This window comes from Thalassotalea sp. SU-HH00458, from assembly GCF_040362795.1.
Taxonomy (GTDB): Bacteria; Pseudomonadota; Gammaproteobacteria; order Enterobacterales; family Alteromonadaceae; genus Thalassotalea_H; species Thalassotalea_H castellviae.
On record NZ_BAABWW010000004.1, the window covers coordinates 139,710 to 162,488 of the forward strand.

The following is a 22,779-nucleotide window of genomic DNA, read 5'->3' on the forward strand; positions in this document are numbered from 1 at the left end:
CAGTTGGCTGTTTTCGTTCCTCAACATTTTAGCAAACAATTTTTTGCCTGTTATTAGGGCATTAGCTGTTTATAGATATTAGTATTAATTTAAACTTAAAGGGAAAAAAATGAAAAAAATAATTTTATGTATTTTACTGACAGTACCTGCATTAGCTCAGGCTGGAATTCTTAGTTTTCTAGGTGACGTGTCAAGTATTTCTTCGGCAATGAATTCTGGTCAACAATCATATAGCCAAAGTGACTTGAAGGAAATAAATAGTTATTTATGGTGGTATGTTGAAAGAAATAAAAAATTAGATGGATATGAGTTTTTAGCTGAAGCTTTAGAGAAATCAAACGACGCAGGTTACTTGGATACTGCGGCGCAGGCATACTACATACATGGTCAAAAAGAAAAAGCTCTAGAGATATATGAAACTAGGGTTTTACCTACAGCTAGGGCTACTTGTCGTGGTTGCGAGAAATTTTATAAAAAAATGGTAGGTCTTAGTAGTAATCAAAAAGTTCCATACTCTAAAATATACAAAAAACAGCAAAAAGAGTTAGAAGCCTTACAAAAGCAAAAAGAACTTGAGGCTGTCAAAAATGCTGAAGTCAAATCTGAAGAATTCCCTATTAATCTTGCTATTTGGGGAATTTTAGCCACATTATTATTAAATCTGACTGTAAATACTATTGCACTTTTCAAATCAAAACAGCTAACAAGTTAATCAAACGTCAAAATGAAATCCCCCCGTTTTAGTCGACACCTCCTCATCACATTGAGGAGGCTAAAATACCAGAGGATAATGCATGAATAAATTTAGCGCTTTCGTATCAGTACTTTTACTGATATTAACTCTCGATGGTCAAGCCAACGAACAAATGCCTGATAACGTAAAAACCGTTGAGCTGTTCGTTGCTTTTTTTAATGCACAAGATAGTGGCGCTATGGCAAGTTTGGTTGTTGATGATATTGAGTGGTTAAGTTTCGTAGGCAAAGAGGTTATCGTCGAAGCTAAAGGTAAGAATAATTTAATAGAGAGCATGAACGATTATTTTAAGTCTTGTTCAACATGTAAGTCTGAGCTTTCTGACATTGTATCTACCAAAAGCAGAGTAAGTGCGGTTGAGATTGCTAGTTGGCAAGGAAAAAACGGTCAAAGATCACAACGTGCTATCTCTGTATATGAATTTTCTGCTGGGCTGATAGCTCGCGTTTATTATTTTCCTGCAGAAAAATAAAAAAGAGATAACAGCCCACTCAATACGGCCTAATATGCACACCTATAAAGCAGCAACAATTGACGAGTCTGATTTACTCACCGCTTTAATGAGAAGAGCCAAAGCCCATTGGGGTTATCCACAAGAATGGCTGGATGAATGGAAAAAGGAATTAACCCTCTCTCCAAGTTACATAGCTGCAAACATCGTTGTAATTCTAGAAGCTGAGAAAAAGGCGATTGGCTTTTTTGGCCTTGAACTCAAAGACAACTTTGCCTACCTAAGCCATTTGTGGGTAGAGCCGCTTCATATAGGCAATGGGTTCGGTAAACTATTATTAGTAGAGTCCTGCAAAGCAGCCCTTAACCGCGGCTACTCAACAATAGAGCTGGTCGCAGACCCAAATGCAGAGAATTTTTATAAACTTTGTGGCGCAAAAAACATTGGCGAAGTTCACAGCGAAATTTTCGGTACACCAAGAGTATTACCTAAAATGCGGTTAACTTTAAACAGCATGAACAAATTGCTCAACAACACGTAAAACCACATGTCATAGCAGCTAAGCTTTAGCGACGTATAAGTTTGAAATGATTCCCCTTTATAGCTTTACTTTCAACTTTTTTAACTGAGCGGAAATTTCGCGAATCTCCTTACCTTAGACTACTCTATTGACTATAGATTAAATTTTTTCACCCATATCAAATTGTACAAAATATGAATTGAATATTTATATTTTAGGAGAACGTCATGACGCGATGGATATGCTTATTCTGTTTCTGTTTTTACTCACCAATAAATTTTGCAAAAGACGTTAGAATTTTATCGGTTGATGAACCTCCCGCCAATTACCTGAATGAAAACAATAAACCAGAAGGTTATGCCGTTGATATCATTAACGCATTAAAAAAGCAGGTTGGTTCAAACAGTGAAATAGAATTTACCCCAGAAGCCAGAGCGATTAACTTGGCCAGAACTCAAGCAAATATTTTACTGTTCAGCATTTCAAGGACCGATTTTAGAGAGAGTGATTACCGTTGGATAGGGCCCATTTTCACAAAGAAGTGGGAAGTGTATGCATTAAAAAAATCAAATCTCATCATAAACAACTTTGATGATCTCAAAACACTTCCCATCATTGGTTTAGTCAGAGGTGATGTTAGAGAAGAATGGTTAATAAATAAAAAACTAACGAATTTACATTCAGTCACTCATCACCAACAAAATATTCAACGACTATTAATCGGTAGAGTTTCAGCCATTGTCTATGAAAAATCAGGAATGAGCCAATTATTCAAAGCATTGCAACTTGATGAGACGGAAGTGGAGTCAATTTTCACGATCAAGGAAGCCCCTGTATACATAGCCATCTCTAAAAAAACACCTTTAAAGACATTTAACATCTGGCAGCGAGCGTTTAACAAAATAAAGCAAAATGGTCAGCTAAAACAAATATCAATGGATTGGCAAAAAAAACTAAAGGATGATTTTAAGATAAAAAGCAAAATATCAAATCAACTGCTAACCTTTTAAATAATAATACGTAGAGGAATATATTGATGAATATGCATACTATTCGATTCCGATATACTGCATTATTTTGCAGTTTGGGCATTTGTTTAACTATTTTAGTTCTAATGAATAACAGCTTAGTTTCGACAACTGAAGACAGTCTCGTGCGCTTTGGTAGTAATTTTAATCCTGCTATTTCTGCCGTGATCAATGCTGATAGAGATTTATACCAAGCCAAAGTCGCTGAATTAAAAGTGTTAGATGAAGGTATTTCCTCAGGAAATATTGAGCAAAATTATGCCGATTATCAAGAAAATGCGAAACAAGCGTTGGATCGTTTTAACAAATATAAGCAATTAATGTCTGATTATCCGGATGTGAACATTCAGCTAAAAGGCTTCGATGCAAGTTATAATCTTTGGCTTAAAGAATCGAATCAAGTCTTTAGCTTAGTGAAAAACAATCAACTTTCGGCAGCCAAAGCACACGCAAATACAACTTCACAGAAAACCTTTGATGAATTACGTGAGTTCTATAATTTAGCGGGTGAGTTAGCCGATAAAAAAAGTACTTCAGTCAGCAAAGAAACTATTTCAACAGTGGATAGCAGCATTGTTATTTTATCCGTGATTAGCGGTATTATCATCATTTTAACCTTCGTGATCGGCATTGCCGCACCTAAAGCGATGGCTGATGCTTTACACGATTTATCAGAAAAATTAAAAGCGATTAATACTGGCGATGGGGACTTAACAAAACGTATTTGTTCGAAAAGAAAAGATGAAATAGGCCAAGTGGCCAATAATTTGGATGAATTTATCGACAGTTTAGCTAACTTAATTAAATCTATCGTTGACCAATCCTCTCAAGTGATCTCAGGGGTCAGTGAATTAGATGCTGGTGCAACAGAAATAAAAGAAACGAGTGAGCAGCAATTATTATCGGTCGAAATGATCGTCACCGCGGTAAACGAAATGTCATACGCCATTGCTGAAGTCGCTAAAAATGCTCAGTTAACCTCAACAGAAATCATGATGGTGAATAACTTAGCTCATGAAGGTACAGACATCACCTCTGAAGCGGTTAGTGAAATTCAAGGTCTATCAGTTACCGTTGAGGAAGCAACAGCGGTCATTGTAAAATTATCGGAAAATTCACAAAATATTGCTTCAGTATTAGATGTAATTAGGGGAATCGCTGAACAAACCAATTTGTTAGCACTCAATGCGGCTATTGAAGCGGCAAGAGCCGGAGAACAAGGCCGAGGATTTGCCGTTGTAGCCGATGAAGTGCGTACGCTAGCGAGTAGAACACAGCAATCAACAGAAGATATTCAAGTGATGATTGAAGCGTTAAAAACAGGAGTTGATAATGCGGTCACCGCAATTGGTAAAGGTAATGCAGCGACAAAAACCAGTGTAGAATTATCACAAAAAACCTTGGAAGCGTTAGAAAAAATATCAGAGGCTTCAAATAGAGTTTCTGATGTCGCGGCACAAACAGCTACCGCAACTGAAGAACAAAGCCAAGTTTCTGATGATGTCAGTAAAAACTTAACGGTGATGTCTGATCAAACCAAAGTGAACCATGAGGTTGCGGGTAAAAACAGTTACGCTTCAGAAACAACCATGCAGCTGGCAACAGCATTAAGTAACTCTGTTACTCGTTTTAAGCTTGAATAAAATCTTCAACATTGGCCCATAATGATTGCGTCAGCCCCTTCGTCAATAGTCCGATGATTAAAATTGCTGCAATAACTGCAATTAGCGTAAAAACTAACTGCAGTTATATTATTAACTTAATCAATAATTATTGACTATCGAACGTAAGTGAAACGCCTCTGCTGAATTCACCTTTTTCTGAAGCTGCACTAAGCTGCCCCTTTTTCTTGATGATCATTTGCACATCACCAAACACATCTTCTTTGGTTATATAGCCCATGTTTTGCAATGACTTTAATACATTATTTTCAATGCCGGGGTAGTACCAAATCTCATTTTTAGGCAGCAATTGATGATGAAATCTCGGCGCATTTACAGCCTCTTCTGCAGACATATCATATTCAACCACATTTAATATTGATTGATAAACCGACGATATTATCGTGGTGCCACCTGGCGATCCCGTGACTAATTCAACTCCGTTATTTTTCAGTAAAATGGTAGGAGACATAGAAGATAGCATGCGCTTATTTGGTTGAATCTCATTAGCCACACCACCAACAGCTCCAAAAATATTTGCCGCTCCGGGTTTCGCACTAAAGTCATCCATTTCATCGTTTAAAATAAAACCCGCGCCTTCAACCACCACACCACTGCCAAAGGTATAATTAATGGTGGTTGTGTTAGAAATCGCATTGCCCCATTGGTCAACAATAGAAAAATGCGTGGTATCTCGGCTTTCAATCAAGCCTGGTGCTATATCTTCAGTCGTCGATATGCTGTTCATAGAAATATCGCTTGTACGACTCTTTATATAATCACTTGCTAATAGTTGCTGAACAGGTACTTGATAAAAATCAGGATCGCCTAAATATTCTGCTCTATCTGCAAAAACACGTTTGCCAATTTCAGAAAGCAAATGCATGTAATTTTTAGAGTTATGTTCAATCTGTTTTTCTGCGCTGAGCAAATCGAACATACTTAACCATTGTAAAATAGCGATCCCGCCGGAACTTGGAGGTGGAGCCGTTATAACATCGTAGTCACGCCATTTCATTTGTAGTGGTTCTCGCCACTTTGATTGATAACTCGCTAAATCTTTTTCAGTAATAATACCGCCATTTTTTGCCATAAAATCACTGATAATTTTTGCGGTTTTTCCAAGGTAAAAGCCATCTCTCCCTGCTTTTGCAATTCTTTTCAGAGTTTGTGCCAGCTCAGGTTGCTTGAAGGTATCTCCGGCTTTTAAACCACCAAAATATGACGAAAAATTCACTTCAATATTTTTGTTTTTAAAACTCTTCACTCGCCAATCAATTGCTTTTGCTAAAGTAGAATGAACAATAAAACCATTTGAAGCTAAGTTAATTGCTGGCGCCAACAATGCTTGCCATGGTTTAGAGCCGTATTTTTTATGCGCCTGCCACATGCCTTCTACCGTGCCAGGAACTCCTGATGACAAAATGCTAAAAGTAGAGAGATGAGGAATAACGTTTTTATCGCTATCTAGATACATATCTCGATGAGCAGCCTTAGGTGCAACTTCTCGATAATCTAAAAAATCAGTTTTACCGTCTTTAAAAATCGTCATAAAGCCACCGCCACCAACATTACCCGCTTCCGGTAAAGTAACAGCCAAAACAAACTGCGCGGCAATAGCGGCATCGATAGCATTACCACCACTTATTAAAACGTCTTTAGCCACTTGAGCACTATAACTATCAGGCATGGCAACGGCGGATTGAGCGTGAACTTTATTGACATAAAAAAAGCAGAGCAGTAGAAAAATAAGTGTGGTTATTTTCTGCATAGTAATTCCCTGTATATGATTTCTGTTTATTGAATCTATCATGCGAACAAAAGAAAACCAGTTATTTATCTTAATGTGTAGTAACTCGTAATTTATTTGATACTTTAAATTTTGGATTTGATCTAATCGAATAAAAATTTAGGTCAACGAAGACACGAAATATGATGTAAGAACGTTAGGAGTTAAAGGCGTTAAAAATTAACTTTCTATCTCACCTTGAGGCAAAAAGCGCCATAGACTTTTGAGCAATGCGTTAAGATAAATGTCATTAGTCGGGCGTTCTCAAAGGTTAAGAAATTCAATTTTTATCAATTGGGCTCATTGTTCCTGATGAATACTGCACTATGACGTGTGTATATTTGAGTTATTCTTAAATCATTATGCCCCAATAACTCTTGTACTGTTCTTATATCAGCACCATTTAATAGCAACTGGGTCGCAAAACTGTGACGGATAACAAGTCACTTCAGCAAGACAAAAAACAACTGGTTTTAGCTCGTGCCTCGCTAATTTTAACCAACTATTTTATTGCCTCTGAATGAGGCGTAATTTTTCCTAGAGTGCGGAGTTAACATCCATACTTTTATGTAATATTCTCACGATAAATATTTGACTGTTTTTATACTCTTTGTAATAGATTACATGGCTAACTTGTGGGTATTTTCTGTAACCTTCTCTTATATAATCACAGTTAATACCTAACTCGGGATCATCAGCTAATAAATGGAAGGTGTTATCTAATACTTTTAAGTAATCATTCCGTTGAAGAACTCCCCAAGTAATTTGGGTATATCTAGCTATTTTAATTAAATCTGTTTTGGCTTTCGACGATAATACAAACCTATTCATTAATGGTTATCTTTATCTAATTCCGTCAATAAGCTTTCATAGCTATACTCAGCAACACCGCTTTGTTCGCCTTGGATTAACATATTACGTAAATTTAAAAGCTTAGCTTCTTGATCTTCTAAGGCTCTTAATCCTGCTCTAATGATTTCACTTGCTGAGCCATAACGACCAGTGTTAAGTTGTTGGTTTATAAACTGATCAAAATGATCGCCTAGTGTAACGCTTGTATTTTTAGCCATGATGTAAAACCTCAAAAGTACCTATATGTAAGATATTATGGTACAAAAAAGATAACAAGTCATTCAAAAGGACAAAAGACAGCTGGCTGTTTTCACTGCGTTCAACATTTTAGTCAACAATTTTTTGCTCTGTATTAGGGCGATATAAACCACACAGATTGTGGTATCTATTAAATTAAGGTTGTCAAATGGAATTGAAAAGCACTGTAAGATTTTCCGAGTTAGATTGGTTACGAGTGATATTGATTTTTGCCGTATTTCTTCATCATGTGTGCATGCCTTTTAATGGAGATAATTGGCATATTATGAATAACGATTCGAGCAAGGTGCTCGATGATATTATGGTGTATTTTGAACAATTTAGATTGCCAATCTTATTTTTCATTTCAGGTGTTGGCTCTGTTATCTTGCTATCAAAGGTAACGGTAGTGAAATTTTTCAAAGATAAATTTCTAAGGTTATTTATTCCTCTTTTGATCGGCTCTGTGCTAGTGATTCCTCCGCAAATTTACATGGAAAATATTGCTGAAATGCAATCATATTGGCGAGAGTATCCGGCTCTGGCATTAAAATTCGAAACGAATCACCTTTGGTTCATAGAGTATCTCTTGGTGTTTTTCTTACTTGCTATCCCGTTAAATAAATTATTTAACTCATCTTTAGGTACATCAATAATTAACTTTGTACAAAAATTGTCAAAACACAAAATTGGTCTGTATCTACTTGTTATATTATTAATAATAATAAAAATATACTTTTCGTTAACGTTTCCAAGTGACGATAAGAAGATAGAAAATCTATCTTCTTCAGCTTTCTATTTTTTCTTTTTTATTACAGGTATGCTTTTTGTTCGCAGCAAGGTTATCTGGCAAGCAATATATGAGCAACGATTTTATAATTTACTGTTGTTAGTATTGAGTACGACACTTTTTTATTCATATTACTATTCCCCTGACTTGAGCGAATACTTATCACTGGATATGCGTTGGTCTATTTGGTGGTTGGTTTGTTGTTTAGTGGCATGGTCTGCATTTTTAACTATTCTAGGTTATGCGCAATTCTATTTTACAAAAACACCAAAATGGGTAAGCCTTAGTAACGAGTTAATTTATCCTTTTTACATTTTTCATCAAACTGTAATTGTGGTGATAGGCTACTATGTCATTGCATGGCAAGGACCAATATTGTTAAAAATTATTTTTCTTTTCGTTTCATCATTTTTAGTTACTAGCGCAATTTGTTGGTTTATTATTAAACCATCTAATTTTTTAAGGTTTTTGTTTGGTTTAAAGCCTAAAAATAATATTGTGTCAGTGGCTTATAACAAGTCAATTAATCAGGACTAGAAACAGTTGGCTGATTTTGTTCCTCAACATTTTAGCCAACAATTTTTTGCCCATATTAGGGCGTTATATGGAAATAGGAAGATCAATGAAGTTCATTACTCAATTAATACTCGTGGTAATTTTTTATTCGAGTTCCACGTTTGCTGAGAACAATCCTGAGTTAGAGAGTTTAAAAAGTCTCGCTGATATGATTGGGGTTGATGTTAAATCACTCCAATTTCAAGATGATGCAAAAAATGAAATTACAGCCAAAGAGTTCAATTTATTAGTAGGTAACAATCGTAGTTTTGACATAGTTAAAATTTCTGGCGAGATAACTTTGGTCATTAACCCGATGAAATCTAATGAGCCTACACCGAAAAATGAACAAGAAGAAAATGTGGCGGTTTCAACTAAAAGCTTTCCTGACTTCAACTTAGCTTCAACATCAGGAAAAAAACTAACACTTAAAAACTTTCAAGGTAAACCAACATTTTTAAGCTTTTATTACTCAACATGTATACCTTGTATTCAAGAAGTCCCAGTATTAAACAAACTTAAACGTGCTTTGAGTAAACAGGTTAACTTTATAGCCGTAACCTATGAAGATTTGGATGTGGTATTAGATTTTTCAAAAAAATATAATTTCGAATGGGATTCGATGATTGAGGCTGAAAAGCTTGTTAATAAAATTGGTATACCTGCATATCCTGCTTTCGTTTTACTAAATAAAAATGGAACACCAATTAATGTTCTTATCGGCAATGTAAATCATAATACTGTTGATGCACTAACAAAGTGGATTAAAGAAAGTGGCGTTTCCATATAACAAATCACTCAAAAGGACAACTTTAGGGTCTGTGAACTAACGTTTATAATTAAAAGCTAGTTTTGGCTTATGGCTGTTAATAGAACTAAAGACAAACCGGTAGTTAACGTCAGTCGATAGCATTAAGTTGTTGGTTTAAGTGAAGCACTCGCTTTGAATTTGCAAAGTCAGGTTTAAACTAATTCACTTTATGCGACAAAAAATCGATTAGCTTTTTTAGCCCTTTGCCTTTATTGGTGATTTTCCACGCCATAAATAAATCTTGTTTAGCGGTTTTTTCTAGCGTCTCAATAACAATCAGCTGTCCTTTATCAAGGTATTGCTGAACCAAATTTTTTGGTAAATAACCAATGCCAATGCCAGCAATAATCGCTGCAATTTTTTGCGCAACCGTGCTCACATAGAAATGCTGACTGCCTTCGATCATATTAATTGACCAAGGTATTTCATGTTGTGATGAATCATGTACAACCACATTGCGAAAGTTCATCAGTTCACTTTGTGGCATTGCTTGGTGTTCACTGAGTATTTTTTCAGCCACTTCATGGTTAGCGCTCGCCACTAATACGTTGGATATTTCCGCCATTTTTATTGCTCTGATGCCTTTTTGATTAGGAACAGGTGAAGGCGCCCCAATCACTAAATCAACCCTGTCATCAACAAGTGCTTCCCATGTTCCATTCATGACTTCTTCTTGTACATCAATTTCAATATTCTGATATTCAACTAGAAACCTTTGAATGCCATTAAAAATAGCTTTGATATCAATGATTGAATCGCACGCTATGCGTATTTTGGGCTCCCAACCATTAGCGATTGTTTGTGTTTGCTCTGATAAGCTATTCATTGCATATAACATTTTTCGGCCTTCCGTTAATAAATGTTTACCTGCTGGCGTGAGCACCGCACGCCTTCCTTGTCGTTGAAATACAGTTACATTTAACTGTTCTTCTAATTTTTGGACAATATATGACAATGCCGACGGAACCTTACCTAACTGCTCAGCAGCAGCGGCATAACTCCCTCGGTGCTCTATCGCATCTAATACTAATAACGCTTCAATGGTGATCGCAGGTGAATTCATCGTTGGTTGCCGCCTAAATGTTCAATATTTTTGAATAAACTAAACAAATTTTAGTACTTATTCATTGCTTAATCAAAATATAGAATAGCTCCATCTTAAACATTTAAATAAATTAAGGAATTAAACATGACAATTTCAACGACTTTTAAAAACATCACAAAAACTGAACAAACTTTAGCAGCATTACCTTTACGATTAATAGCGGGAATTGTTTTTACGGCACATGGTGCACAAAAATTATTTGCTTGGTTTGGAGGTTATGGCTTAGATGGTACAGGACAATGGATGGAATCTATTGGTCTAACTCCTGGTTACTTAATGGCGTTAATGGCTGGCGGTGTAGAATTTTTTGGAGGCTTACTACTCATTATTGGTTTACTCACCCGACCTACAAGCTTAGCGCTCGCATTCACTATGATTGTTGCTATTTTTAGCGTTCATTTTAGTAATGGTTTATTTATGAGCAATAATGGTTACGAATTTGGCTTAACACTACTTGCAATATCATTGGCTTTATTGATTCAAGGTGGCGGTAAATATTCATTGGATAATCAGTTATTCAATCAAGAATCGGCCAAAACAACAAGCTAAGGTAAGGAAAAATTATGATCAAACATTATCCCTATAGCCAATTAGGTAGTGCTAACCATGGTTGGCTTAAATCTAAGTTTCATTTTAGTTTTGCTAATTATTATAACCCTGCTCGTATGGGGTTCGGAAAATTGCGTGTTATTAATGACGATTGGATTGCGCCAAAAACTGGGTTTCCTTTACACCCGCATAAAAACATGGAAATTATCAGCATTCTTAGAACGGGTGCAATTACCCATCAAGATAATGTTGGCAATAAAGGTGTCACGAAAGCTGGAGAGGTTCAAGTGATGAGCGCAGGTTCAGGTATTTCACATTCTGAATATAACTTGACCAAACAGCCATTAACCTTATTTCAGATTTGGATTGAAACCAATACGTTAGATGTTAAACCACGTTGGGAAACTAAAAAGTTTCCATCGCAACCGGCTACAGAACTAACGTTATTGGCATCGGGTTATCAAGAAGATAAAAACGATGCGCTTTTCATCAATCAACACGCACGTATTTACGGCGGAAAATTAGCAAAAGGTGCGATAATTGAGCATGACATACAACATCAAGCTTATATTCTAGCGTCTGAAGGTATGTTTAAGGTGGAAGACAATACAAGTAACTTAACGATGAATAAAGGTGATGGCGCCGAGATAACTCAGGAAAGCTCAGTAAGGCTTCGCGCATTAACTGACTGTGAAATCATCATTATTGATTGTATTTAATACATCATCACATCATGAGGTTCGAAAATTAGTTTTTATAAACAAATAATCATGCTCTCAAGTCATTTTCTGAGGTAAGAGCATGATTATTTCTCTGCAGAGGTTATGTATTCATGAGTTCATCACTGTTTATTATTACTAACGATTCGATTTATTGAACCAAAATGGTGCACTCTATTTCATTTTTACGTATATGGTTATAGTTAACTAGCTGTTATTAATATAGTTTTTAAGTGGTTCGCATCTTGCTTAGTGTCAACTACCGCGTATTTTATGAGAAAAAGAATGAAAAGTGTTGAAGTAAATTTTGATGGTTTAGTTGGGCCAACCCATAATTATGCGGGTTTATCTGAAGGAAATGTTGCTTCATTATCCAATGCCAATGAGAGCTCAAATCCTAAAAGCGCAGCACTGCAAGGCTTGAAAAAAATGAAAGCTTTGCATGATATGGGATTAACTCAAGGGATATTTGCTCCGCAAGAACGACCTGATATTTACACATTGAAACGCTTAGGCTTTCAAGGCTCTGACGCTCAAATATTAGCTGCCGCTTATAAAACGTCACCTACTTTACTCGCATCTTGTTGTTCTGCTTCAACAATGTGGACAGCCAATGCAGCAACCGTTTCACCATCAGCCGATACTCAAAATCAAAAAGTACACTTTACTGCGGCAAATTTAGCGAATAAATTTCATCGCTCTTTAGAGCCTGAAACGACAAGCAACATCCTAAGCGCAATTTTCAATAACGACGATTACTTTCAACATCATCAGCATTTAAATGATAACGAACATTTTGGCGATGAAGGTGCCGCCAATCATACTCGCTTGTGCGAAAGCTATGGCGACAAAGGGCTCGAAATATTTACTTATGGTCGAGTCGCTTTTAACCGAAATACACCAAAACCTGTAAAATATCCGGCTCGACAAACTTTAGAAGCCAGTCAAGCAATAGCAAGATTACACGGGGTATCTGCTGAAAACGCTGTGTTTGTACAGCAAAACCCCGATGTGATCGATCAAGGCGTTTTTCATAACGATGTCATTGCTGTCGGCAATCAAAATGTCTTGTTCTACCATGAGCAAGCTTACTTAAACACTGATTCGTTCAAAGCTGAAGTCAGTCAAAAGTTCTCAGGAAACAATTTACATTTTATCGAAGTGTCATCAGAGCAAGTATCTATTGAAGATGCGGTAAATACTTATTTATTTAATACTCAAATTATTACGCTTGCCGATAATTCTATGGCGATAATTGCGCCCATGCATTGTCGTGAAAATACTCAGGTATTTGATTATTTACAATCATTAATTGCTGCCAATAATCCAATCAATCACGTTGAGTTTTTTGATGTGAATGAAAGTATGAAAAATGGCGGTGGTCCCGCATGTTTACGATTAAGAGTTGCATTAACTGAGCAAGAACTAACTGCTGTTAACCCTAATTGTTTATTAACCGATTCGTTATATTTGAAGTTAGTTACATGGGTAAATAAGCATTATCGCGATACTTTAACCCTCAAAGATTTAAGCGACCCGCAATTATTAATTGAATCACGAACAGCCTTAGATGAATTAACGCAACTTTTATCTTTAGGCTCAGTTTATCGTTTTCAAAATTAGATTACGCAAGATTACCATCTTGCATCATTGAAGAATTTATTTGCCGTAATACATGCATATTTTGTTTCTAATAAGCATTTGTAATCCTATTAAAAGCGTTGATTTTTCGTTAATGTATTCGCGTGTATTTTAATTGGCAATCAAATAATTATGAAATTGGCTCACTTTGTTTTTCTCATCTCTACAGTTTGGACAAACTTTGTTTCTGCGAATGAGGCTTCATTAGTAGATTTAAAAAATTATCAAGTAAATACCCCCAAAATGATTAGCTCAGGTTTACCAACAACCAAGCACTTTGAAACATTAAAAGAAATGGGTGTAGCGCACGTCATTGACTTAATACCTGGCGATAGAAGTGACGAAGCTAACCTAACGAAAGCGCTGGCATTAAATTATCATAATATTCAAGTGGCATGGAAAAATCCCACCGTTGAAAATTTCAATGAATATGCTGCAAAAATGAATGAATTTAGTCAAGCAGAAGGAAAAATACTAACACATTGCCGGTTAAACTGGCGTGGCGCAGTTTTTACCTACTTGTATCGTGTAACTCACTTAAAAGAAGAGGAAGCCCTTGCAAAAGCAGATATGTTAGAAATTTGGCAACCGGATGAAACTTGGCAAACCTTTATTAATCAAGTCAAAACACAAGCAAAAAAGTAACGCAATAAGCTGATAACATTCACTTTGCAAAGTTAACACTAAGGTCATCCCGTTATATGACCTTAGCTTAAAACCACTCCCTTAATATGCGCCTGCCGAGTATGTGAGTTCATAACTGTGACTGTATATCTCAAGAATATTACCAAATGGGTCTTCCATATAAATCATTCGAAACGGCTTTTCGCCTGGGTAATAATATCTCGGAGCGGCCATACGCTTTTTACCACCTGCGGCAACAATTTTTTCTACCAGCTCTTCTAAGTTAGGGTCTTGAACACAGAAATGAAATACGCCGGTTTTCCAATATTCAAAGTTATTTTCTGGGTTTTCTTGATTGTTGAATTCAAATAATTCAACGCCAATACGATCGCCTGTCGACATATGTGCGATTTTGAATTTTTCCCAATTAGCACCGAATACATCTGTGCACATTTCGCCTATCGGACTTTCATCTTCAACGATTTCTGTTGGCTCCATGATCAAATACCAACCTAACACTTCAGTATAAAATTTTACGGCTTTTTCTACATTGGGTACTGATATACCGATATGAGAGAATGTTCTTGGATAAGCTTTACTCATTGTTGATCCCTTAGTCAATTTCAATGGGCAAAGTATAAGCCTCATGATAAAGTATAAAAAATTATCATTTATTATAAATATAAGTACATTTTGTAATGATTAATCCTATTTGGCTGAAAACTTTTTGTACCCTTGCTGATATTGGCCATTTTACCCAAACCGCACAAGCATTGTTTATGACGCAATCAGGCGTTAGCCAGCAAATAAAAAAGCTTGAACAACAACTTGATACGCCTTTATTAATAAGAGAAGGAAAGTCATTTTCATTAACAGATGCGGGGATTAAACTTCATCAACAAGGGAAAGTATTACTCGATAACGTGGTTGAATTAGCCGACTCTATTAAACAAGATGAAACTTTTTCAGGTCGTCTAAAAATAGCATCTCCAGGCAGTGTTGGACTTAAGTTATATCCACATTTGCTAACGATTCAACAGCACAATCCAAATTTAGTATTCGATTATAGTTTTGCTCCCAATGGTGACATTGCCGAAAAAGTATCGAAAAGAGAAATTGATATTGGGTTAGTAACCTCTCCTAGTAAATTGAAAAATATCGCTTATCAACAGATTGCGACCGAATCATTGGTCTTAATAACGTCAAATAAATTTACATCAGTTAATTGGCAATCATTACAGGAACTAGGGTTTATTAGTCACCCTGACGCTGAGCATCATGCACAACAATTACTCAGTCAAAATTTTCACGAATTTGAACATATTGAGCAATTTAAACATAAAGGATTTTCTAACCAAATTAGTCATATTTTAGAGCCTGTTAGTCGAGGATTAGGCTTTAGCGTTTTACCTTTACATGCAGTGAACGCATTTCATCAACAAAAAAATATACACGTTCATGCGTTGCCTACTCCAGTCAGTGAAACCTTATATTTTTGTAGTAATAGGTACTCATTACCTACTAAACGTAGCACTTTTATTAAGTCTGAGATCATCAACTTTTTACGTTAGCCAACAAGAGTAAAATCTAGGGAGTTCCTCGTGAATTTAATCGACTTTACGACGCCATTGACTTGCCAATATTTTAGCATTATGATCCTCTGCAGGTTGCAGAGACGCCTTTTCCGCCAAAGATGAATTCACTCTGATCTCAAAAAATCAATCAGTTCAATACGAACTAAGTAGGCTAAGCGGAGTGCCAATTAAACTTAGAGGAATTGAATTGTGATGATTCTTAAAAACCGCATAAAAAACCCAAGGCTCGTAAACACAAACGCAACGGTTAACGCCGCCAAAATTAATAAACTTTCGTACTTCAAACGATTACTCATCTTGGCTTGTATATTAATATTATTGAATAATATTTTCTCATTCTCGCCTAACATAAAAGCACATTATCGATTGTCACTTGGTAGTAATATGAACTTTCAAGCTACCCTTGAAATGAAGTAGGGTGAAATGATGGAATTGGCAATCAACGAAGTAAAAACCCAAGCGAAAAAATTGTTAAAAGCGTTAAATGAAAATCCGGACTTAGTTAATTTAATGAACCAACCATTAAAACGAAGTTCTGCTTCTTCAATTTCGCAACTCAAGCTAAAGCACTGTTTATTTATCGTATCGCAACAGCTTGGTTTTGATAATTGGCAACACGCTCACGAAGTGCTTTCAGGTAACAAAATATCTACCCCTTTTAAAATGGGCAGTTTTTTTTACCCTAAAAGTTGTTATGCATTTATTAATGAATGGTTTACTAATTACCAGCAAGCGAAAAGTATATTGATGGAAAATGAACAATCGAAATGGTTGCTTCCCTATAAAAACCAATATCTTATAGTTAAAAGTGATTACATTAAGATGTTTAAACTTGATGAGGTAACCTCTTCACTTTGGCTGGAAACATCCCATGATATGGTACAAAGCTATAACACCATTGCTTGGGATAAAATCACGAGTGAAATCATTAAACATAGAGTGAAAAACTTTTAAATCTATTGAAACGTTACCAAGACTGATTATTAACTGTCTTGGTAACTTTCCTCGCTATAAATAAAATGACTTAGAGTTTGTTTATAAATAATTAGCAATATAAAAATAGTTGTTTAGTATTATTGATTGTAATCACTCAAAAGAGACTAGCCTAGGCTATTATAAAAACCATGAATGACGAACTTATCAAAATAAAAATTGGGGTTAGTAGTTGCTTATTAGGAGAAAATGTTCGCTTTGACTCCGGACATAAAAAAAATAATTATTTAGTAAATGTGTTGAGTCATTATTTTGAATTTTCACCTTTTTGCCCAGAAGTTGCCATAGGTTTAGGCATTCCAAGAGAGCCTATTCGACTGGTCAATGACAACGATGTGATCAAGTGTGTTGGTACCAAAAATGCCGAGATTGATGTAACCGAACAATTGGTCAATGTCGCTAACGAACAACAAAATTGGCAACATGAGTTATCGGGATATATCTTAAAAAAAGACTCCCCTAGTTGCGGTATGGAAAGAGTAAAAGTGTATAAGTCTTCGATGCCTGAAAGAAACGGTATCGGTATTTATGCACGGCAACTAATGACTAACTTTCCTCATTTACCGGTTGAAGAAGAAGGTCGCTTAAATGATTTAATTATCAGAGAGAACTTTATTCAACGGGTCTATATTTATCATCGCTGGCAGCAATTAACTGCATCCACCTTTAGCATGTCTGATATTCAAAAGTTTCATGCACAACACAAATACATTTATATGAGCCATGATCAGCTGGGCCTAAAAGCATTAGGTAGATTACTGGCCGAGCCAGCTAGTGATATTAAATTATTAGCCGAGGAATACCTCACTCAAGTTATGCAGCTATTAAAAAATAAAGCCACTAAACAAAGTCATTCTAATACTTTGCAACACATTCAGGGCTACTTGAAAAACTATATTAGCGCTGATGATAAACAAGAGCTCAATGAAACCATTGGCCAATATCGCAAAGGATTTCTTCCTCTTATTGTGCCGATTACCTTATTACGCCACCATTTTAGAAAGTACCCGAATGAATATATTGGGGATTCATTCTACTTAAGCCCACATCCGGGCGAACTTATGTTACTAAATAGCTTATGACCCTTATTCATGTAAACGATACAATGCAGCAAAATTATTCGTATGAGCTAGCAGAAAATCAAGGTGAAAATTTTCATCCTTTGTTTGTGCCACAACTCACACCGAAAGAAATGCTAAGCCTAGGTATTTTTGGCGGAAAATACTTAACTGATTGCCAAGAGGAGTTTCCTGCCGATTGGTTTATTGACGCAAAATTAAGCCCGTTTAAAAAAGACATCAGTTTAAATTATTTTTCTGTTGATGCGTCACAAAGTTTGTCGCAATGGCAAGCAAATGGCTGGATACACCCTCAAGATCCTCGCGGTTGGTTTCAATGGTATTGTCGATATTATTTAGGTCGCAGAACCGATGAAGAAGATCTTAGACAAATTAAACGATGGCGGGCTTTTAAAAGACACTATAGTGCAGTAGCTAAATTTTGTGAACGTTATGACTTTAGTTGCCGAAAAAAGCAACGACAAGCTTTATTGCACTGGAGTTATGACTCAAGAAATATATAACTTTAGCCCAATTAAATTTACGCTAACTTACTAATAATTGATAAAATTTTTGTCTTAAAAAAATAAGCCATATTCGCAGAATATGGCTTATTTACGTTAAAGCGTGATAATTTTACTCTTCACTTGTTCGATATTTTTCAAACCACGCCAATGTGTGCTCTATTTTAGTGATCATCCGTGATGGCCTTGCTGCAATACCATGATAAGACTCAGGCACTTTAACTAAAACAGTATCAATTTTTCTTAACTTTAACGCTTGATAAAATTGTTCTGTTTGCGCCATTGGCGTACGCAGATCTTTTTCACCTGTAATTAACATGGTAGGTGTTGTTACATTTCCTACTAATGACATAGGTGAACGTTTCCAATAATGCTCTACGTGATCCCAAGGCATACCAGGAAATTGAGTGGGTATTTGCCCTAAACCGCTATCTGCGGTTAAGACTTTACTTAGCCAATTAATTACCGGTTTAGCAACAACTGCCGCGGAGAATCGATCCGTTAAGCCAATGGCATAAGCGGTGGCTATTCCGCCAGCAGAGCCACCGGCGATAAATAAATTGTTTTCATCAATAAAACCTAAATCAATCATCGCATTCACACCAGAATCATGATCGGCAAAGTCTTCTGTCGAGCTGTATTTATATTTTAATAGCATTGCAAAACGTTCACCGTAAGAACTACTACCACGATGGTTATTATAAAAGACGACATATCCTTGCGCAGCAAAACGCTGTAATTCTGCGGTAAAGTTAGGGCCATACGCTAAATGTGGACCACCATGAATTTCTAGAATTAGTGGATACTTTTTCTTTGGGTCAAAGTTTGGTGGTGTAATGTACCAACCTTGAATGCTTTCACCATCAAATGATGATTTATAGTTTATTTCATGTACTTGACCTAAGGTTTTGTGTGCGAGTAGATCAGCATTTAATGACGTTAAAACGGATGATTTTTTTGACGTTGTGATCACAGCAACATCGGCAGGGCTGGTGGTGTTTCCGTAGGTATAGGCCATTTTCCCACTTGTCGAAGCAGTAAAACTACCGCTAATGTATGGACGCCCCATTGTCGTACCAGAAAGCGTGTCAGTTAAATCTTCAATTTTACCTTTGAGATTAATAGTCGCTAGCTTACGTTTACCAAAATCATCATAACTAAAGGCTAAACGAGAATTAGACAACCACTGTTGATCACGTACTGAGCGGTCAAAATCTTGAGTGATGGCAGAAACCTTTTTCGACTTCCAATCCATAATTTTCAGTTTGGCATTACGATAAGGATTTAACGCATTTGAACCATATAAAAACGCTAATTTTTTACCATTTTCAGAAAAAACAGGGTTGTACTCTTTGCCTGGAGACGAAGTAAGTTCAACTAACTCGCCACTAGCTACGTCTACTTGATATAAGTTCCCTTCTAATCGTTTATATTCCCAGTCTGCCAATCTATTCGCCGAAAAAACAATAGAACGATTATCTTTACTCCACGTTAATGTGCCTCGATGATTAAAACTATCATGAGTAATTTGACGTGGTGTTCCTCCTTCACTTGGAAGAACAAAAATTTGCTGATAACCTGGCTTAATTAAGCCACTACCATCGGCTTGATAATATGCTTTATCAATCACGACAACAGGTTTATTCCACTTTGCACCCTTAGGTTTTTTCGGCATTTTAGCGATAACTGTAGGCGCTGCTTTTACTTTCTGAGTAAATGCTAACCATTGACCATTTGGCGACCACGTCAAATTTGAAACTTTTGTTTGTAATTGGCTCACCAAAGCGGTTTTATTTTCTTCTAGATAATGAACATGGATCTGGTAACTACCTGTTCTATTGCTGATAAAAGCAATTTTTTTTCCATCAGCAGACCAACGTGGTTGTGAGTATTTTTTATCATCAGAAAACAGCGGGATCTGCTGTTGTGATTTCACATCAATTAACCATAAGTTGGTATTTTTACCGTCGGTCATGATGTCATTAGAGTTTCGAATATAGACAATTTGAGTACCATCTGGTGATATTTGTGGATCACTTGCATACTCCAATGAAAAGATATCTTCAGCTGTAAATAGCTCATTTGCGTAAACCGCAATCGATGAGCTTAATAAAGCGATAAGCAATATAAAACGGGATAAAAAATACATAGTAAACCTTTAAAAAGTGAATTTGAGTTATCTCACACTCAAATAATGAATATCAATAATTGTATACAAGACAAGCGAAGAAGACACCTCTGTAGCAGTATTTCTATCTTGAAAATATGTGGTTTAATCGAAAAAATTAATCATAATCATATACTTTGCTTAAGGCTTAACCTTAAAAGCTTCACTGTGAATAACTGACAAATGACCTGTTCTCGTTTGCGGATATGTTAGTTTGAATACCGACCATTAAATGAATCGTTTTTTAATGATACTTGCAATGGAATTGTTTCAACTTCACCGAGTATCATATCGCCTGATAAGCTAAGCCATTAAAACGCTTTCATTTATTATGTAAATCTAAACCTTAGTGATTAGGTTACGCGTCAAAATTTAATCGCTTTTAGGCTAGCCTGTATTGCTAAATCATTTTATCGAGAATATTCAGCCATTGCCTCATCATCTAATCCAATTTTTTTCAGTATCTCGGTAAATCTGATATCCCTACGTATCAAATGCAGTCTTGGATCATTTTTACTAAAAATCAAACAATTAGATTGATAATCAATGGCCTTTTCTAACAATGGAAATATATCGTCAGTATCATCAAGTAATATATTGGTAATTGCCGTTTCGTAGGGACAGACATATTGTGCTTTTGTTTGAGCTTCTGTCATTAATGCTCTCGCCTTATTTTTTTGACCTGCCCGTGCATAAGACTGAGCTAACAAGATAAGTGGAAACGCCTCTCTTTGACTCAACGCAACACCTTGTTCGGCTAAATTTATACTTTCGGTAAAATTGCCTTTTATGTATTTAGCGACAGACAAACTTAATAATGGGTATGGGTTGTTTGGATGTTGTTGCTGTTTCTCTTCTCCCCATTTTATTGCTGCATCGATTTCATTATTCATCATTAATGCCCACATCCCCCATTCCGCTATTTCTTGATTAAGTGGATCTAAGTTACTGGCCTTATTCAATGAACGCTTAACCCCTGCTACATTGCCCATCGCCGCGTAATATAAAGTAAAGCCAAGTTCAGTCAGGGCAATAGAAGGATCTCTATTTTTTGCCATTGACAACATTTGCCAGGCTTTTTCCCATTGCCACGAATGAACATAAGCTATGCCAAGATGAGACATCACCTGAGCAGAGTCTGGGTTTATTGCTAAAACGTCAAGCGCTGCTGAAATAACCTTAGGGAGAATGTTTTTGGGCTTATCAAACAAAACCATAATCACTCTATACGCATCTGATTTAGCGATATATGCCGCTTCAAATTTAGCGTCAAGCTCAATCGCTTGGTTGAATAGTTTTATCGCGTGTAATACCGAGTCATGTGTCATCAAGGATAATTGATATTGTCCTTGAACATATGAATCATACGCTTTTAAATTTGAGGTGGGCGCTTTAGTCAGCACAAATTTTTCTTTATCAAGCATGATCACTTTGAGTGATTCTGATACAGAAGAAGCAATATTATTTTGAATATCAAATAAATTATGATTGTTCTTTTGGATATCAAAATCGCCATCCCATAGCAATTCGCCTGACTTGATGTTTTCTAACTCTAAAGTAAGTCTTAACTCACCACTTTTACTTTCACTTAATACGCCATCTAAAACATAGTCAACATTAGGAAGTTGCGTTTTAATATGCGATCTAACTTTATTGGACTTAAAGGTAAAAGATGAGGGTGGAGGAACAACATTTAATTCAGATATTTTACGTAAATTCTGTATGATTTCTCGGGTCATTTGATCTGAAAGTGCTCGCCAGTTTTCTGAATGATTACTCGCGATAGAAAATGGTACAACTAATAAATATCCTTTTTCACCCTTTTCTTCATTTGAAGTATTTGTCCATTTATAGGTTACAAATAATAAAAAAATAAAGACGACGAAAAAAAATGCTTTACCTCGGCCTTGAATAGGTTGCCCAAGCGTATTTTCTTGTGAGCTATCTAATGGTTGTGAATGAAGATTGTGATCACCATCACTGAGATTTTTTTCGGAGTGTTCTAAAAATTTTTCATTTGACGTCACACACTGAACTTCAGCAATGAATTGATAGCCGCGCGACCTGACTGTTTTAATGACACACTGCAATTCACCATTATCACCTAACACCTTACGCGCACTTTTTATATGATTACTGAGTGATGTGTCTGATACTGTTCTCCCTTCCCATACTTGCTCAAATAATTCTGCACGTGAAATAACACGGTCACGATGGTTTATAAAGTACACGATTAGATCAAATACTTTGGGTTCAACCGCTACCACCTTCTCGTCATATCTGATCTGGTAGAGATCAATATCAACTTCTCTGTTATTTATTTGGTAGAGCACTATTAATTCCTTGTTTTTGTACA

General features: G+C 36.1%; 23 protein-coding genes. 15 read left to right on the top strand and 8 right to left on the bottom strand.

The features are described from left to right. Nucleotides 1–109 precede the first annotated feature (109 nt). The 5 genes from ABXH06_RS07635 (at nt 110) to ABXH06_RS07655 (ending at nt 4,396) form a co-directional block, all read left to right on the top strand. Nucleotides 110–712 carry a hypothetical protein gene (locus ABXH06_RS07635; RefSeq protein ID WP_311580386.1) on the top strand — a complete coding sequence of 201 codons (603 nt, stop codon included), beginning with the start codon at nt 110–112 and terminating at the stop codon, nt 710–712. 82 nt (nt 713–794) lie between these two features. Beyond that, the gene (locus ABXH06_RS07640; RefSeq protein WP_353517829.1) at nt 795–1,226 is read left to right on the top strand and encodes a nuclear transport factor 2 family protein; all 432 of its coding nucleotides are present in this window, start codon (nt 795–797) and stop codon (nt 1,224–1,226) included. Between the two features lie 34 nt (nt 1,227–1,260). Further along, complete coding sequence (locus ABXH06_RS07645) at nt 1,261–1,746, top strand: GNAT family N-acetyltransferase (RefSeq protein WP_311580393.1); 486 nt, start codon at nt 1,261–1,263, stop codon at nt 1,744–1,746. Nucleotides 1,747–1,952: 206 nt separating this feature from the next. Further along, nucleotides 1,953–2,735 carry a substrate-binding periplasmic protein gene (locus ABXH06_RS07650; RefSeq protein WP_353517830.1) on the top strand — a complete coding sequence of 261 codons (783 nt, stop codon included), beginning with the start codon at nt 1,953–1,955 and terminating at the stop codon, nt 2,733–2,735. A 26-nt stretch (nt 2,736–2,761) separates the two neighbouring features. Continuing rightward, nucleotides 2,762–4,396 (top strand): methyl-accepting chemotaxis protein, encoded by a 1,635-nt coding sequence (locus tag ABXH06_RS07655; protein WP_353517831.1) that lies wholly within the window; start codon nt 2,762–2,764, stop codon nt 4,394–4,396. 127 nt (nt 4,397–4,523) lie between these two features. On the opposite strand, the gene ggt is transcribed toward ABXH06_RS07655, so the two are convergent. From ggt to ABXH06_RS07675, 4 genes are all read right to left on the bottom strand, one after another. Continuing rightward, nucleotides 4,524–6,185, bottom strand: a complete 1,662-nt coding sequence (gene ggt / locus ABXH06_RS07660; protein WP_311580402.1) for a gamma-glutamyltransferase — start codon at nt 6,183–6,185, stop codon at nt 4,524–4,526. A gap of 308 nt (nt 6,186–6,493) precedes the next feature. Next, nucleotides 6,494–6,616, bottom strand: coding sequence for a tyrosine-type recombinase/integrase (locus ABXH06_RS07665; protein ID WP_349254883.1), 123 nt, complete (start codon nt 6,614–6,616; stop codon nt 6,494–6,496). A 124-nt stretch (nt 6,617–6,740) separates the two neighbouring features. Next, nucleotides 6,741–7,034: a type II toxin-antitoxin system RelE/ParE family toxin gene (locus ABXH06_RS07670; protein ID WP_311580404.1), complete on the bottom strand. Its 294-nt coding sequence runs from the start codon at nt 7,032–7,034 to the stop codon at nt 6,741–6,743. Continuing rightward, on the bottom strand, nt 7,034–7,273 hold the full coding sequence (locus ABXH06_RS07675; RefSeq protein WP_311580407.1) for a type II toxin-antitoxin system ParD family antitoxin: 240 nt from the start codon (nt 7,271–7,273) through the stop codon (nt 7,034–7,036). The genes ABXH06_RS07670 and ABXH06_RS07675 overlap by 1 nt, the downstream gene beginning before the upstream one ends. A 188-nt stretch (nt 7,274–7,461) precedes the next feature. Here ABXH06_RS07675 and ABXH06_RS07680 point away from each other — a divergent pair, with 188 nt between their 5' ends. After that, nucleotides 7,462–8,619, top strand: coding sequence for an acyltransferase family protein (locus tag ABXH06_RS07680; protein ID WP_311580410.1), 1,158 nt, complete (start codon nt 7,462–7,464; stop codon nt 8,617–8,619). Between the two features lie 67 nt (nt 8,620–8,686). Beyond that, on the top strand, nt 8,687–9,427 hold the full coding sequence (locus ABXH06_RS07685; RefSeq protein WP_311580413.1) for a TlpA family protein disulfide reductase: 741 nt from the start codon (nt 8,687–8,689) through the stop codon (nt 9,425–9,427). 178 nt (nt 9,428–9,605) lie between these two features. Here ABXH06_RS07685 and ABXH06_RS07690 read toward each other — a convergent pair whose 3' ends face one another. Then, entirely contained in the window at nt 9,606–10,511 is a 906-nt protein-coding gene (locus ABXH06_RS07690) for a LysR substrate-binding domain-containing protein (RefSeq protein ID WP_311580416.1), read from the bottom strand. Nucleotides 10,512–10,637: 126 nt separating this feature from the next. Here ABXH06_RS07690 and ABXH06_RS07695 point away from each other — a divergent pair, with 126 nt between their 5' ends. The 4 genes from ABXH06_RS07695 (at nt 10,638) to ABXH06_RS07710 (ending at nt 14,107) form a co-directional block, all read left to right on the top strand. Further along, nucleotides 10,638–11,102 carry a DoxX family protein gene (locus ABXH06_RS07695; protein ID WP_311580419.1) on the top strand — a complete coding sequence of 155 codons (465 nt, stop codon included), beginning with the start codon at nt 10,638–10,640 and terminating at the stop codon, nt 11,100–11,102. Nucleotides 11,103–11,116: 14 nt separating this feature from the next. Then, nucleotides 11,117–11,821: a pirin family protein gene (locus ABXH06_RS07700; RefSeq protein ID WP_311580422.1), complete on the top strand. Its 705-nt coding sequence runs from the start codon at nt 11,117–11,119 to the stop codon at nt 11,819–11,821. A 285-nt stretch (nt 11,822–12,106) separates the two neighbouring features. After that, on the top strand, nt 12,107–13,444 hold the full coding sequence (gene astB, locus ABXH06_RS07705; RefSeq protein ID WP_311580425.1) for an N-succinylarginine dihydrolase: 1,338 nt from the start codon (nt 12,107–12,109) through the stop codon (nt 13,442–13,444). Between the two features lie 150 nt (nt 13,445–13,594). Beyond that, nucleotides 13,595–14,107 carry a protein tyrosine phosphatase family protein gene (locus ABXH06_RS07710; RefSeq protein WP_311580427.1) on the top strand — a complete coding sequence of 171 codons (513 nt, stop codon included), beginning with the start codon at nt 13,595–13,597 and terminating at the stop codon, nt 14,105–14,107. Between the two features lie 81 nt (nt 14,108–14,188). Here the strand turns inward: ABXH06_RS07710 and ABXH06_RS07715 are convergent, their stop codons facing one another. Continuing rightward, nucleotides 14,189–14,689 carry a lactoylglutathione lyase family protein gene (locus tag ABXH06_RS07715; protein ID WP_311580430.1) on the bottom strand — a complete coding sequence of 167 codons (501 nt, stop codon included), beginning with the start codon at nt 14,687–14,689 and terminating at the stop codon, nt 14,189–14,191. Between the two features lie 95 nt (nt 14,690–14,784). On the opposite strand from ABXH06_RS07715, the gene ABXH06_RS07720 reads away from it, so the two are divergent. From ABXH06_RS07720 to ABXH06_RS07735, 4 genes are all read left to right on the top strand, one after another. After that, the gene (locus tag ABXH06_RS07720; RefSeq protein WP_353517832.1) at nt 14,785–15,657 is read left to right on the top strand and encodes a LysR family transcriptional regulator; all 873 of its coding nucleotides are present in this window, start codon (nt 14,785–14,787) and stop codon (nt 15,655–15,657) included. A gap of 447 nt (nt 15,658–16,104) precedes the next feature. Further along, nucleotides 16,105–16,635: a hypothetical protein gene (locus ABXH06_RS07725; protein ID WP_353517833.1), complete on the top strand. Its 531-nt coding sequence runs from the start codon at nt 16,105–16,107 to the stop codon at nt 16,633–16,635. 170 nt (nt 16,636–16,805) lie between these two features. Further along, the gene (locus tag ABXH06_RS07730; protein WP_353517834.1) at nt 16,806–17,756 is read left to right on the top strand and encodes a YbgA family protein; all 951 of its coding nucleotides are present in this window, start codon (nt 16,806–16,808) and stop codon (nt 17,754–17,756) included. A 23-nt stretch (nt 17,757–17,779) separates the two neighbouring features. Then, nucleotides 17,780–18,256, top strand: coding sequence for a hypothetical protein (locus tag ABXH06_RS07735; protein WP_353517835.1), 477 nt, complete (start codon nt 17,780–17,782; stop codon nt 18,254–18,256). 112 nt (nt 18,257–18,368) lie between these two features. On the opposite strand, the gene ABXH06_RS07740 is transcribed toward ABXH06_RS07735, so the two are convergent. Together ABXH06_RS07740 and ABXH06_RS07745 are read right to left on the bottom strand one after the other, a co-directional pair. Next, the gene (locus tag ABXH06_RS07740) at nt 18,369–20,405 is read right to left on the bottom strand and encodes a S9 family peptidase (protein ID WP_353517836.1); all 2,037 of its coding nucleotides are present in this window, start codon (nt 20,403–20,405) and stop codon (nt 18,369–18,371) included. Between the two features lie 428 nt (nt 20,406–20,833). Next, a complete protein-coding gene (locus tag ABXH06_RS07745) occupies nt 20,834–22,756 on the bottom strand; it encodes a winged helix-turn-helix domain-containing protein (RefSeq protein WP_353517837.1) in 1,923 nt (640 codons plus the stop codon). Nucleotides 22,757–22,779: the final 23 nt, after the last annotated feature.